The organism is Paenibacillus sp. FSL K6-1122, from assembly GCF_037977015.1.
GTDB lineage: Bacteria > Bacillota > Bacilli > Paenibacillales > Paenibacillaceae > Paenibacillus > Paenibacillus amylolyticus.
Window position 1 is genome coordinate 4,000,982 of the sequence record NZ_CP150272.1, and the last position, 14,398, is coordinate 4,015,379.

The 14,398-nt window shown below is 45.7% G+C and carries 10 protein-coding genes; 4 read left to right on the forward strand and 6 right to left on the reverse strand.

The features are described from left to right. Position 1: 1 nt before the first annotated feature. The 5 genes from NSQ20_RS18060 to NSQ20_RS18080 all read right to left on the reverse strand — a co-directional run bounded on the left by NSQ20_RS18060 (position 2) and on the right by NSQ20_RS18080 (position 9,742). The gene (locus NSQ20_RS18060) at positions 2 to 3,559 is read right to left on the reverse strand and encodes a DUF4132 domain-containing protein (RefSeq protein WP_340030485.1); all 3,558 of its coding nucleotides are present in this window, start codon (positions 3,557 to 3,559) and stop codon (positions 2 to 4) included. Positions 3,560 to 3,578: 19 nt separating this feature from the next. After that, a complete protein-coding gene (locus tag NSQ20_RS18065; protein WP_340030486.1) occupies positions 3,579 to 4,802 on the reverse strand; it encodes a VWA domain-containing protein in 1,224 nt (407 codons plus the stop codon). Further along, complete coding sequence (locus tag NSQ20_RS18070) at positions 4,787 to 7,255, reverse strand: DUF5682 family protein (RefSeq protein WP_340030487.1); 2,469 nt, start codon at positions 7,253 to 7,255, stop codon at positions 4,787 to 4,789. The genes NSQ20_RS18065 and NSQ20_RS18070 overlap by 16 nt, the downstream gene beginning before the upstream one ends. After that, positions 7,243 to 8,343: an AAA family ATPase gene (locus NSQ20_RS18075; protein ID WP_340030489.1), complete on the reverse strand. Its 1,101-nt coding sequence runs from the start codon at positions 8,341 to 8,343 to the stop codon at positions 7,243 to 7,245. The genes NSQ20_RS18070 and NSQ20_RS18075 overlap by 13 nt, the downstream gene beginning before the upstream one ends. A gap of 421 nt (positions 8,344 to 8,764) precedes the next feature. Then, positions 8,765 to 9,742, reverse strand: coding sequence for an aldo/keto reductase (locus tag NSQ20_RS18080; protein ID WP_340030490.1), 978 nt, complete (start codon positions 9,740 to 9,742; stop codon positions 8,765 to 8,767). A 189-nt stretch (positions 9,743 to 9,931) separates the two neighbouring features. Between NSQ20_RS18080 and NSQ20_RS18085 the strand changes: the two genes are divergently transcribed. From NSQ20_RS18085 to NSQ20_RS18100, 4 genes are all read left to right on the forward strand, one after another. Beyond that, positions 9,932 to 11,131: a cytochrome P450 gene (locus NSQ20_RS18085; protein ID WP_340030491.1), complete on the forward strand. Its 1,200-nt coding sequence runs from the start codon at positions 9,932 to 9,934 to the stop codon at positions 11,129 to 11,131. A gap of 40 nt (positions 11,132 to 11,171) precedes the next feature. Then, on the forward strand, positions 11,172 to 11,513 hold the full coding sequence (locus NSQ20_RS18090) for a ribosomal protein L7/L12 (protein WP_036673706.1): 342 nt from the start codon (positions 11,172 to 11,174) through the stop codon (positions 11,511 to 11,513). 170 nt (positions 11,514 to 11,683) lie between these two features. Continuing rightward, a complete protein-coding gene (locus NSQ20_RS18095) occupies positions 11,684 to 11,968 on the forward strand; it encodes a metalloregulator ArsR/SmtB family transcription factor (protein WP_340030492.1) in 285 nt (94 codons plus the stop codon). A gap of 229 nt (positions 11,969 to 12,197) precedes the next feature. Next, positions 12,198 to 13,382, forward strand: coding sequence for an MFS transporter (locus tag NSQ20_RS18100; protein ID WP_340030494.1), 1,185 nt, complete (start codon positions 12,198 to 12,200; stop codon positions 13,380 to 13,382). A 109-nt stretch (positions 13,383 to 13,491) separates the two neighbouring features. Here NSQ20_RS18100 and NSQ20_RS18105 read toward each other — a convergent pair whose 3' ends face one another. After that, positions 13,492 to 14,247 (reverse strand): glucose 1-dehydrogenase, encoded by a 756-nt coding sequence (locus tag NSQ20_RS18105; RefSeq protein ID WP_076250445.1) that lies wholly within the window; start codon positions 14,245 to 14,247, stop codon positions 13,492 to 13,494. Positions 14,248 to 14,398 lie beyond the last annotated feature (151 nt).

Genomic DNA, 14,398 nt, shown 5'->3' on the forward strand with positions numbered 1-14,398 from the left:
ATCAACGCCCCGTTGCTCTCAGAATGTCGTAGATCGTTTCACTGAACACGCGACCTGGAACGTTGCCTAGAGCAATGGGTTTGTTGTCACCGTAGTAATAATATTGCTTGTTATTCGGTTTGAAGAAATGTAGGGATTCCAGGGTAATGTCATCCAAACCCTCGTAATACGTGATGCTCGTACCACTGAATTGCAATTCTGCAACAAGATCTCCGTACTCTTTATAAAATTCATGATACCAGCCGCCGTCCTGTGCCGGTCCTTTGATCCAACCGTATTTCTCCAGTGCTTTGGGGAAAGCCGTTGGTGAAAAATCAGACTCCGGCAGATGATCGTATTCATTCTTCGTTTTATCCTCATCTTCTGGCTGGTGAATCTCACGATTCAATTGCTCGAATGGCTGCTTGATCTCGTAATCCTCCAACTGCGTTGTCCAACCTTCAAGCGTTGCCTGATCCAGTTCCAGCGGGTGTATAAGTCCCACCTGCGCACCTGAAGGCAGATCAACCTCATCTTCATCCACAGAATTGAAGGTGCCGTCCTCCATATAACGGAAGGTGCTGATCAGAGCGCCATCCTCATATGTTCCCCAGATCAGACCAACAGCAAATTTTTGCATGATTACATTTTGTACAAACAATGCTTTCCACTCATCGGCAGACCACAGACGTTGCTTGGACAATGACTCTTCCAGACGCTGCGCCTGAATGTTAACCATGGATTTGAGATCTTTTTTCAGCTGTGTGAAACGTGCCTTGGACTGCGCTGCCAATTCAGGATCATCTTTCTGTGCAGGAGCAGGCAGACTTTTCACGGATTTGCCCGTTTCTTCATTTAAGACAACGACTTGTAAGTCTCCATTGACCTTAACCAGGAAGGAACGCTCTCCGTAACTCAGCTGCATAGTTCCTTTTTCATCAAAACCAAGTGTGGTGACCAGCCGATCCTCCAGTTGTTCCGAGGTAAGTCCCATATTATCGGCTGCAAGTTGCAATGCTTCTTCTGCTGCACCTTTCACCTGACGGTTCTTCACGCCACGTTTGATCTTGTCAATCGCCATAAGAGCGGATGGATCTTTCAGATAAGCGAGCACTTTTACAGCATCTGCTGCAATCGCGCCACGACTGTTTTCTGTCCATTCCTTAATTTGCGGAGCCAGAATATTCACAATGTGAATATCGCCAAAGAGTGCTGATACATACATCACCCATTTCTCTTTTGCAGGAGCACCTTCCTGAATCCAGACCTGGAGCAGTTCACTTGCAAAACGAGCGAGCGATGCCTCACTTACGTAATCTCGTAATTCATTCAACCGTTCATTAGGACCGGATGTATGATCCAATGATTGGACCAAAGCATACTGTTTAATCCGCTCATCTAACGGCTGATTGTCTTCAATACGTATCAGTGAAGGGAGATCTTTCAAGGACAACCAACTCAGTCTCGACAACTTTTTGGCATCTGCCTGATCAGCGAGTGCAGCATGGGCATACGCTGGACTTAGATCTGCGGTATCCAGCAGAATTTGGATCAAGCTCTTCCAATCGTCGGACTTCTCTTTCTTCAAAAGCTCACCGTACAGTTCCTTGCTGTTTTCCAGACTGCGGATTGCGGTCAGAGCCATTTCTTTGATCGCTACTTTTTTCTCCGAGAGGTATACGAGCGTATACAAGTCCTGATCAGGAATTCGGTTGAATTCCGCTAACGCCACGCCGTTAGCCTTTTTGGAAGAATCCTGCAATCCGGCACGAATCGCTTCGGCCAATATTTTCTTCGATAACTCATCACGCTGTTCAAAGGTAATCTCCAGAATTAAAATGCGTGTATCTGTTGGCAGTTTCTTGTACTGTGTCAGTGCATAGTCCAGATTGTGCTGAATGATTCGGCGGTATTCGTCATGCGGCATCGATTTGTATCTGTAGTCGGTCATGCCATTAAGTGAGATCAGGCTGGTTAGCAATTTCTCACGTTGCACCTCAGGGTCTTGCCCGTAACGTTGAAGCAGCTGCTCTCCACTAAAAGCGTATGAATTGTACATGTCCGAGATAATATCCAGTGTCCAATCGGGATGAGTAGTCAGGATTGCAAACCTGCGCATCGCCTCCGAATCCAAGGGCAGAAAACTAATACTAATGAGGTTGTGAACACGCTTCTTATCCCGATTCAGTTGATTAAACAATCCGCGACTATTTGGGTCCTCCCAATATTCCTCCAGGGTGTTTTCCCCACTTAAGTATCTTGCAATCGCAAGTCCTTGACGTCCCCCGTCCAAAGGATGCCGAAGAGCGTTAAATACCGCTTGCTCCAGTGACCCCTCCGCATTAGGCAATGTCAATCCTTGATCCTCCATGAATTTCTGAATGCAGAGTTTGAGGAATGGCGGTTTCATAATCTCGTATGCTCGAATCGCTTGTTCAGGACGATTCGCGATCGCGGATTGTAACATGTTCCAAGATACCGTGTACGAATTAAGCTCGTCCCGCAACATTTCAACCAACTGATAAGGTTCATCCAGAGGCACAAGTCCAGCAAGCAAATCATTTGGACTCTTGGCTCTAGGGTCCATACTCAGCAAGTAACGGCGAACTTCAAGTGGATAAATCTCATGTAATTGATGTACTGTGTGAAGCAAAACATGCCCAATCTCACTATTTGTATCAAGGAACCGTTGTTTACCTCCACTAATGTTAATCAGGTACAACAAGGCACCACTCACAAGTACCATAGTTTGATGGAATACTGTGTTTGAACATTGCTCTTTTGAAGAGAAAGACGTATTGGGATACAGTTCAGCTATGAGCTGACTACGCTTCTCCTTGAGGAATTCATCCTTCAATTCTTGGGAAGATCCGTTATGTTTTCCTTGAATATTACTGACCACTACAGGTTCAATCAACGTATGTAGCTCGTCTCGCAACTTATCTGCATCATTAGCCATCACATGTTGAAACAACACTGGTAACGATTGAACAGAAGATTGAACCTCTGCAAGATGAGAAGCCGTGTCACTGAGTCTTGAATATAGTTGCAGCAGCATTAATGCATTAATTACATCCCGGTAATCCCCTTGACTGTCCGCTTTTTTGGAATCAAAAAGCCACTGGGCACGCTTTAATTTACTCTTTAATTCAGTCAGAATTTCGTTCTCGCCTGCAAACTGTTTGATCTTCTCCAACCGGGACAACAATCCATCCATACGATCAGCACTTTTGCTCTTCCCGCTTAATCCGTAGGCTTCGGAGTCATTTCCCATACAGACAGTAAAGGCATCCGTTCTCCATGAATTTCTTTTGGAATAATTGGATTCCAGATATATCACAATAGCCCCGGCACGGTAAAAGATATCTCCATCGTCTTTTTTGGCAAGCTTCATGAGCAGATCAATCGTTTGATACACATAATGACTCGAATTTCCCATCATATCCGGGAACTTTTCTGTCGTTCCCAAGACGTAATCGATAATTTCGGAGCTGCGATCTGTTTTTAATGAGTACTCGTTTGAACAAGTTACTGCGAATTTCTCCACCAAAGTTTCAACTGCGCGGTCTACGGTAAGCATTACACATTCCTCCTTGAATTTAAGTGATGATCTCGCCAATCCAATCCGCGAGTTCGTTAGGCGTAATTGCTGCTACATGTGCCCCCATATTGGTTAATGTCTGTGCGGCATGTTTGTTATAGACTGAATCCCCGTTGAAATCGAGTGCAGTGAGAACCAGTAGCTTGCATCCTGCATCGATGATATCTTTACAGGCTTTGTACATTTGCGCGATCGGGTACCCTTCCTCCAGATCACTGACCAGAATAAAGATGGTTTTGCCTGGATTATCGATTAACGTCTCGCCATAACGCAACGCTTTGGTAATATGTGTGCCCCCGCCGAGCTGTACATTCATGAGCACGTCTACGGGGTCTTCTAACCTGTCGCTCAGATCAACAACCTGCGTATCAAATATGAATAATTGGGTGCGCAGCGCATTCAAGCGGTAGAAGATGCTGGCCATCACCGAACTGTAGATGACTGAATCCAGCATACTGCCACTCTCGTCCACACCAATGATGATGTTCCACTTGTTATGGGGCTGGATATTCCCGTCGAAATACAGACGATCAATTACAAACCTGCGCTTGTTTTTATCGTAATTCTTCAAATTCTTGGTAATAGTTCGCTTGAAATTCAGATTGCGCAAAGATCGTACTGAACTCGAGGTATAGCGACTGCGCTTGCCCATGATACTCGCTCGGGTCTGAGATTCCAGCTTACTACGCAGCTCTTCAACCACAGTTCGCACGATATCCTTGGCGCTCTTTAACACCTCACCTTTCATCCGTCCTTTGAACTGCATAATATTCTTGAGCAGATTCATGTTGGGTTCAAGGGATTCAAGCAGCTTTTTGTCCGTTAACAATTCTGTCAGCCCATAACGATCAAGCGCCTGTTTTTCCAAAATTTCTACCGTTGGTTTGGGGAATAGATCCCTGACCTTGTGCAGCCATTTTGGTACAGTCAGGTTAGACGCACCGCGTCCTCCCTCTTTTCGGTAACCTTGTTCTTCACCGTATTCACGGTTATACAGATACCCCAGAATCTCATCGATTTCCGTATATTGAAATTCAGCAGAAGTGTATTGGTCTGTATTACACAACCCTTCTTCCGCCGATTCACCGAGAATCAGACGCCATCGATTTAAGGTTTCAGCAGAATGTTGATCCCCTCGTTTGCTTCCATCCGGATTGGAACTTTCATTGATTTCTCCGGTTTCGTCCGTTGTCCGATTCGCTTCATTCATATTAGCTTCCATGCGGCAAACTCCTTTCGAAGCGCTTCGTCCCATGCTTTGGACTGAATCAGCATCTGCTCATCGACCGCAGGCCTCAACATTTCCTCTGGCTCAACCTGATGCAGACTCGCCACCCGCTCGGCAATCAAGCCCGTCTCCATTGGTGTAAAGTAGGTGAATGCCAACCGCAATTCCGGTACCATACTGATGAAGTCGTCGTAGGATAACTGTTCAATCAAATAATTCAACTCGGACAACAGCTGATCTTCATATAAAAAAGCGTCACGTGCTACAGTGAATACTCCCTGCAAAAAAAGTGCCGTTTGACGGGTCTGATCCGGTGTACCATGGATATACCCGCGAGCACGATCAACAATCTCATCCCTGGGCCTGTCACCTAGCCCTGAGGAAATAGCCACACACACACCCTCCAGCTGAGCGGGAAGCTGGTGATCCGACAGAAGCTCATTCAGATGTATTCGGAATGTCTCATCCTGAAAAGACCCCTCTGATGACTCGGCGAGCATAGCTAGCAACTTCAATCCCTGAATAATGGCTTCATGTTCATCCGGATTGGCTCTGGAGAGCTGTAACAACTTGTCCACGGCGTTTCTATAAGCTTCGGATACCAGATCAGGGAGATGTTGCTCGTCAGATAATCCCAGCAACCTGCGGTGTTGATGAATTCGGTTCAAGATATGCAGACTGTTACATAAGGATAGAAAATTCCCGTCGGTTCTCAGCGCCGAGCGCACCTGTTCATAGAGTTTCATCGCTGTGTCTTGAAGCCCCATGAGCAACGCTTGAAGCATGAGTCGGGCAAGTTCACCGCTATGATGATCCGGTATTTCTTGCATCTGTTCTTCCATTTTGCGTGTAGCGGCCCCGGCAAGTGTTCCACCATAGAGAGAGTTCTCTATCAATCTGGCTTCAATGCGAGATGAGTACATATAAACCCAGGTTTCGCGAACAAGATTCATATCACGCTCTGCGATCCAGTCCGGCCCCGATTGCCGTTTCGCGAATTCCGGAACCAGATAGGTGATGCATTGAATCAATTGGCTTATCTGACGATGCTCCGGTTTCGCATACAGATCCAGCACTTTCTTGTGTTGACCTGTTGTACGAATCTGCAGTTTGTACTCTGTACAACGAGCCTTGAAGTCCTCCACGATGGGAATACTGAATGAATTGGGAGCCACGCTTCCAATGACGTCTCCTGTCAATAACTGCTGCAGCTCTTGCAGCGGTTTATCGGTAGCCAAGGTAAGCTCCCCCTTCACAAAGGAAGAGAGTGCTGCATCCATCAACTCATAGACGCCGCCTTCCCTTTTACCCCGAAGCCCGGCAAGACCTTGAATCATACTGTATGCCTCAATTGCATCACTGGTTGATACATGCTCGTGTCCGTCCCGTAATTGGCGCATCAACCGGGATAACAAGTCCAGAGCCGTTAGATTATACGGTGTACTCTTTTTGCGAAGCAGCTGGTTCCAGATCTGATCGTAATAATTTACATAAGGCATGCCGCTCGCATATCCATTGAGCCGATCCGCCTCAGCAAAGGTATAGACCATCGGGTACATTTGTTGGTGAACCGTATCTGGATTAACCGCACTTTGTTGAGACGTTCCTGGTTTACCTTGTCCATCCAAACGTTGGTCTGTATGCCGTTTATCCATTTCTGGCTGTTCCAATTGGGATTCATGTTGCTCTGACATCAACAGTCCATACGTATGAAATCCACCTGTAATGACAAGCACACGGTCATGCTCCTGCACCGCTTGATTAATACGTTGTCTCATATGTGCTTCTCTTGCCAGATCACCTGAAGACTGTAATCGTTCCGTGGAATAGCACATTCGGGATAAAGTACAATACGTGAATACATCCTGCACGAATGCCCGAGTGGATTTTTCCAGACCACCAATTTCAAACACCTTTTCCCACAATTCATCAAAACTGCGACAGTTTGTTTTTTGGCATAATCGGTTAATGAAATCAGACCCCGCAAGCAAGGTTTCGTCCTGAATGGAGATCCCCTTTTGTTCTGTCTGGTCAGATTTGGATGCACGAGTGGAGAAGTGTTGATAGTCCAGGTCAATAAACTCCGCCGGAATATCCAGCCGTTTTGCTTCTTTCAAAGCTACATATTCAGGCGAATAACGAAGCATCGGATAATAGCAGGCTTCTCTCTCCAATTCACTCTCGTAGGTATAGTACAGACTGACAGGAGGTATCGTTGCCTCATCACTCAGCACCGAAATTAATGGATTACCGCTCTCCGGTCCTTCGATCAGAATAATATCCGGTTTGTAGTCCCCGATTAATCGTAACAAGTGATATGAACATGCAGGGCTATGGTGTCGTATTGGATAATAGACCGTATGATTACTCAGGTCATATACCTGGGACTCGAACAAGGATTGTAACTGATCAACATCAGGGTCCAGTACTGCTCTTAACCGATCCATTTTCTCTCCTCATAATAGTCCTTCCACATTCCCTCTTCTCTGGAACGCTCTTTTACGACCTTGGAGAAATAGGTTTTGAGAATGGACAGATCCTTGTCGTTTTCCTTTGCAATGGTCCCCAGCATGTTCTGCACCAACCGATCCAGCCCAATAGCTTTATCTTCGTAATAATAGGAAGTCATCGCACTCTGGACATAGACAGACACCGCTTCCGCCGTACTCATGGATGCTTGAGGGGTGTCAAGCTTGTACCCTTCCCGTGTCATGCCGGTGCGCAGTTCCATAAATGTTGTAGCCAGTAATTCAACCACGTCCGGGTTAATATCAATATCAATTCCACTATGTAATAACAGGCTTCGTGCCTGGGATTCAATGATTTTGGCTTCCATTTTTACGTTATGAATGGGCTTGATCGTTTCAAAATTGAAGCGACGTTTCAATGCACCACTCATTTCGTTAACACCTTTATCACGAATATTAGCTGTAGCAATGACGTTAAATCCGGGTTGGGCAAACAGTACACCGCCATCCAATTCAGGAATGCTCATGACCTTGTCACTGAGAATACTGATCAGACTATCCTGTGCTTCAGCCGGACAACGTGTAATCTCTTCAAAACGGGTAAGAATGCCTTTCTTCATTCCGTTATATAACGGTGATGGCACAAGCGCCGCTTCCGAAGGGCCTTTATCAAGCAACATGGCGTAATTCCAGGAATACTTAATCATATCTTCCGTCGTACCTGCTGTACCTTGAATCGTGTTCAGACTGGTTCCGGAGATTGCTGCGGTCAACAGTTCGCTCAGCATAGTTTTGGCTGTGCCGGGTTCTCCCACGAGCATTAATCCTCGATTGCCTGCGAGTGTAACCACTGCACGTTCAATTAACACGTCATTGCCATAGAATTTGCGGGTAATCGTGATCTCTTCTCCATTCAATAACACAGGCTTATCCCTGCCTATAATAAAATCGCGCACATAGGCGGGAGATAACAGCCAGTTCGGGGGACGTTTCCCCTGATCTTCCTCTCGCAGCGCGCGTAATTCAACCTCGTATAATTTCTCGGCGGGTGGTTTAAGCATCTCCATCGTCAAGGTGTCTCCTCTCACATAAACAGATCGTATGTTCTTATTCCTATCATTTTATCACAGCACTCCAGCAACTACCCTGTAAAACGATAAAAATGGTTGAAACGTCCTTCTTATCAGCACTTCTTCTAAGTCCATGGACATAGCCTCTAGCGCAAATATGAAGGTGAAATATCCTTACAGCCGTGCCAACACACTGGTTTCGGATCCGAATCAGCATGTTTATTACCCATGCAAACGCATTGTAGGCCATATGACCTTAGGAATCATTACACTTTCCATCATGTGTTTCAACCAAATGAAGCCGATTATTACTAAGAAGACACAGGCCATCAGCAGCCTGTGTCTTCTTATATGTTCAAATTTCACCCAACATCTATAAATTTTAATCGAAACTAACCAATCTCTCAGAAGTCTCTACTTACATTCTACGCCCACACGAAGACGAATACAGCTCGTACCAATCATAACGGGTAAGTTCAATATTTGTTGCATCACGACAGGCCAGAATCCGCTCTGGTCGAATTGAACCAATGACAGGTTGTATACCTGCTGGATGCTTCATTAACCAAGCCAATACAATAGACTCCGGTGTAACTCCACGCTCCTTGGCCATTCGATCAACCAATTGAGCCGTATGCTCAATCTCCGCTCGCTGTCCCTCGACTATCCTGCCACTAAATCGTCCTTGAGCAAGTGGACCCCAAGCCTGCAGTTGAATATGCTCTGCCTGGCAATATTCCATCGTGCCATAGGGAAATACGTTGTCCCTCGCTTGCGGCCGATTAACTGTCACACCGGCTTCTACGAAGCCGATTTTATCCAGACTCATCTCCAGCTGGTTCACAATCAGAGGTACTTTACTATGAAGCTGAAGAAGACGAATCTGTTCAGAACCCATGTTGGACACTCCAAAATGGCGCACTTTACCGGAATGATGCAGCTCAGCCAGTGCTTCTCCAATCTCTTGCGGATGGGCAAGTGGATCAGGACGATGTAACAGCAAAATATCCAGATAATCGATTCCGAGCCGTTCCAGGATACCGTCCACACTCGCCAGGATATGTGCACCTGAGGTGTCATAACGCTGCGGTCCTTCATCATCACCCACAAGACGTATACCACACTTCGACTGTATAATAATCTGTTCACGCAAGCCGGGAGTTTCGGATAAAACCCGTCCCAAGACATGCTCTGCCTTACCACGCGTGTAAATATCCGCCAGATCAAAGTGATTAATGCCTATTTCGAGAGCTGCTTCTACCGCTCGATGACCTTCCACAACAAGATCTGAAGTAATGGGGAGCCCATCCCATTCACCCCCAAACCGCATACAGCCAAGAACCATTCGACTTGCCGGAATCTGGTGGTGATGCAAAGGAAGTTGTGCGTAAGACATGTCAGCGTTCACCTCATTTTCATTTTTACCAAGCATAATAACCGATTCTCTCTACCATGTCTTCTTCCATCTTCCTCTATTTTCCTGCTCTATCATCCATATGAAGAAAAAACAAGGTTTCAAAAGCTTGTATATTGAATATATAGAGGGTGCAGGTATTATGCAGGAATATGAGAGGAGATTTTGCATTTGAACCCAAATGAACCAAACGAATCCTCAAGGCCAGCGTTTTTTACCAAAGAATTCACGCATAACCCTTACCCGGTATATGAAAAGTTAAGAAAAGAGGAGCCTTTTTTCAGACTCATGTTTCCTCACGGGGAATTCGGCTGGATTATTACGCGATACGAGGATGCAGTTCATATCCTGAAAGATCCTCGCTTCAGCAAAGATATGGTCCTACGTTACGGCGCTGACAATCAAAGCATCTTCTCCAATAATATGTTGTTCTCCGATCCGCCGGATCATAAACGTCTTCGGGGACTTGTGCAGAAAGCATTCACACCCAAACTGGTCGCAGACATGCGGAGCCATATTCAGGACATTGCTGATGAACTGCTGGACAACCTCCCGTCACAGGAAAAAATGAATCTGATCGATGACTTTGCCTTCCCACTGCCCATCATTGTCATTAGTGAAATTCTGGGAGTCCCTCTTGACGATCGTGACAAATTCCGCATCTGGTCCAATACGATAATTGATGCTTCCATAGCCGAGAGCGCCGAGCTGTTTGAGCAGCATGCCAGGGAGTTTACGGATTACCTGATGGCCTGGTTTGCGAAAGTTCGCCAAGATCCCGGCACTGATCTGATCAGCCAGCTCGTCATTGCGGAAGAATCCGGGCAGCAGTTAACTGAACAAGAACTGCTTGGCGTTGTCTCCTTATTAATTATTGCCGGTCATGAAACAACCGTGAATCTGATTGGAAATGGGATTCTCGCCCTGCTGGAGCATCCGGAGCAACGCGAACTGCTCATCAACCAGCCCGAGCTTATTCACAATGCCATTGAAGAGATGCTTCGCTATAACGGACCGGTGGAGTTCAGCACATCCCGCTGGGCTTTGGAAGATATTGAATTCCGTGGACAACGTATCGCTCAAGGTGATCTTGTCATTGTTGCGCTTGATTCCGCCAACCGGGACGAACAGCAGTTTAAGGATGCTGATATTTTCGATATCACACGCGAGAAGAGTTCGCATCTGGCTTTTGGCAAAGGCATTCATCTCTGCTTGGGAGCACCGCTTGCTCGTCTGGAAGGTGAGATTGCAGTCAGCACACTTCTGAATCGTTTTCCAAATATACAACTTCAGGCAGATGTGAATGAACTGGAATGGAGACCTGGTATGAATGTTCGTGGTGTCAAGGAAATCCCGGTTCAACTAAAATAATGGCTAAATATGAATAAATGAAAGTGAGGCACATGACATCATGGAAATGAACACCTTGGTATGGATCGTTTTGCTGCTTCTGATCTTTGTGTTACTGGTCAGAGTCACCAGCCTGCAACGCCAATTAAATGAATTGAAAAGAGATGTCGAGCGTCTGGAGAACGGTTCAACCGACAGCGTCCGATCCGACTTCAATTACACCTTGTCGCCGAAAGAAGCATCTCTTTCCCACACAAGCCAACCAGCCCAAACGGATCTGGATCAGGAACTGCTTACACTGATACAACAAGGGAAAAAAATTATGGCGATCAAACGACTGCGTGAAGCCCGAGGTCTTTCGTTGAAGGAAGCCAAAGACTATGTTGATTCCCTAGATCGGTAATATACAACTCACATAACTCTCGGGGGAAGTCACTCCAGACTTTCGGCTGTTAACACAGACGCAGTAGAAAGTATGGAATCTTCGTCCGAGAGTTTACTTTTCAAACAACATATGCTACTGTATTTCTATATTACTAGAAATAAGAAATAAAGACGAAAGGACAGATCATTATGCAATCAAACTCAAATGAGATTGAACAAGTCGTCAAAATTCATAAAGCGCTGGGCGAACAAACACGCTACAAAATCATTCAGATTTTATCGGGCGAAAGCAACCTGTGTCCTGCCGATCTGGAGAGCCGCCTTGTTACGGTTGCCCTATCGACTCTGTCTCATCACCTGAAACAGCTGTCCGATTGTGGTCTGCTTACATCGCAAAAGAAAGGTACGTATATCTACTACAGCCTGAACATGGAGACCGCACAAAAGTTTGTTCCCTATCTGCTAAATAAATAAAAAAATTTGAGTCATATTTCTATATAATTAGAAATATTGAAACAACGCACATTATTTATTAGTAAAACTAGGTCACCTAAGTTTACGCTTATTCCAATATTCATTATCTAGGTTGTAACATTACCATTCGCGCAGATGGGTTGTATTCAGAGCATTCATGTCTTGTTCTATCGTCTTTATTTCTATATTTCTAAAAATATAATAATAATCAGAAAGAGGTTATGTTTCCATGTCTTCTACGCTCAAAATCTATGTTCTTGCCTTGGTCAGTTTCCTTGTAGGAACGTCCGAATATGTCATTGCCGGCATTTTGGATCGCATTGCAGATACGATGAATATCTCTTTAATCGCTGCCGGACAGCTCATTACGATTTTTTCACTCGTATATGCGCTCGGTACACCTGTCATTATTGCACTGACTTCGCGCTTGGACCGTCGCAAGCTGTTGCTATACTTCCTCGGTCTATTCGTTGTGGCTAATGTTCTTGCTTACCTGTTGCCGGGTTATGGACTGTTCGTCGCAGCACGAGTGTTGATGGCTTTAGGCGCAGGCGTTGTTGTTGTCACGGCATTAACGGTTGCTTCTCAAATAGCGGCTGAGGGCAAACAAGCTAGTGCAATCGCCACAGTAATCACTGGATTTACGGCTTCTTTGATCGTTGGCGTTCCGCTCGGAAGGCTTGTAGCTGCATCTTGGGATTGGAAGCTTGTTTTTGCCGGTATCGCCGTTCTTGGCGTTCTCGCCATGCTGGTAATCGCGGCCGCCATTCCGCCTTCCAAAGCAGAAGCGCCTGTTCCGCTGAAGAAACAACTGTCTTTGCTCAAACAGCAACGAATTGTTTTGGCACTGCTGGTGACATTTTTCTGGTTAGGTGGTTATTCCATTGCCTACACGTACATTTCACCTTACCTTGTATCCGTTTCAGGAATGAGCGAAGCACTACTCAGTTCAGCTTTACTTGCATTTGGCATAGCAAGTCTGATCGGTTCGAAAGTTGGAGGGTTCAGTGCTGACCGACTGGGTGTCAAACGAACGCTGATCACAGGCATGACATTGCATATCGTAAGTCTGGTCCTGCTGAATATAACGGCAAGCTCTCATCTGGCTATCTTCCTTGTTCTGATTTTGTGGTCTTTTGCCGCGTGGTCCTCAGGTCCAACTCAGCAATATAACCTGGTCACCATGGCTCCGGAATCCTCTGGCATTATGATAAGTCTCAACAGTTCGGTGATGCAACTTGCGATGGCTGCCGGAGCAGGTATTGGCGGAATCGCGGTCAGCAGCGTTTCATTATCATCCATTACCTGGATTGGCGCTGTCGGGGTTGCTGTTGCCGTCATCATCGTTATAGGCTCGTATCGTTCAGCACCTCTCAAAAGTACACAAACCAATACATCGCACAACGTTGCCTGATATGATTTCGTAGTATAAAAGACAAACCAAAAAGAGAGGCACTGTATGCATACAGTGGCCTCTCTTTAACCATTTTAACGGCTATTCTATTACCGATAAACAGAACTCTTTATTGGGCCGTAACTGCACCATCGATCGGATATACTGCACCATTGATATAAGGCGCTTCATCTCCAAGCAGGAAGGAAACCAAGTTCGCGATCTCTTCCGGTCTGCCCAGACGTCCGGATGGAATGCTGTCAACAGTTGCCTTGAACACTTCAGGGTTGTCTTTACCGAACTGAATGACCATTGGCGTCTCAATTGTACCTGGGGCAATCGCATTTACACGAATGTTGTCCTTGCCATATTCAATCGCAGCTGTGCGGGTCAAGCCCACTACGCCATGTTTGGTTGCTGCGTATGGTGCAACTGCGGGTACACCAACAATACCGGCCGTAGAGGCCGTGTTCAGAATGGAACCTCCACCTGTTTTGAGCATTTCAGTAATTACATACTTCAACCCGTAGAATACACTTCTCAGGTTAATATCAATAATCTGGTCAAACTGCTCAATCGTATGTTCAATCAGCTTGATCCCAGGACCTGCAATACCTGCATTATTAAAGAACATGTCGATTCGTCCGAACTCTTCGACTGTTTTTTTCACATAATTCTCAACTTCAGGTGCTTTACTTACATCTGCTTGTACAAAAATAGCTTTACTTCCCAGCTTCTCAATCTGCTTAACCGTTTCAAGACCTGTCTCTTCGACAAGATCCACAACGACAATGGATGCACCCTTCTCAGCCAGCTTCAATGCTGCTGCTTGGCCCAATCCACTTCCTGCTCCAGTAATAATGGCTACTTTTCCTGCGTGACTCATGTTGATCTCCTCCATGTGTGTGTGTCATCTTGTGATTGGATCGATGAATACGATATGAAACGTACTTACATGCAATGATGCAATATGTAGGTCAAAAATGGCATAAAACCTTCCTGACTTTACCTATTCTAATAGACTTTCGACATAAAAA

Coding starts and splice junctions, on each gene's coding strand:
- NSQ20_RS18060 (WP_340030485.1), bottom strand. CDS start 3,559: ATGCTTACCGTAGACCGCGCAGTTGAAACTTTGGTGGAGAAATTCGCA.
- NSQ20_RS18065 (WP_340030486.1), bottom strand. CDS start 4,802: ATGGAAGCTAATATGAATGAAGCGAATCGGACAACGGACGAAACCGGA.
- NSQ20_RS18070 (WP_340030487.1), bottom strand. CDS start 7,255: ATGGATCGGTTAAGAGCAGTACTGGACCCTGATGTTGATCAGTTACAA.
- NSQ20_RS18075 (WP_340030489.1), bottom strand. CDS start 8,343: ATGGAGATGCTTAAACCACCCGCCGAGAAATTATACGAGGTTGAATTA.
- NSQ20_RS18080 (WP_340030490.1), bottom strand. CDS start 9,742: ATGTCTTACGCACAACTTCCTTTGCATCACCACCAGATTCCGGCAAGT.
- NSQ20_RS18090 (WP_036673706.1), top strand. CDS start 11,172: ATGGAAATGAACACCTTGGTATGGATCGTTTTGCTGCTTCTGATCTTT.
- NSQ20_RS18095 (WP_340030492.1), top strand. CDS start 11,684: ATGCAATCAAACTCAAATGAGATTGAACAAGTCGTCAAAATTCATAAA.
- NSQ20_RS18100 (WP_340030494.1), top strand. CDS start 12,198: ATGTCTTCTACGCTCAAAATCTATGTTCTTGCCTTGGTCAGTTTCCTT.
- NSQ20_RS18105 (WP_076250445.1), bottom strand. CDS start 14,247: ATGAGTCACGCAGGAAAAGTAGCCATTATTACTGGAGCAGGAAGTGGA.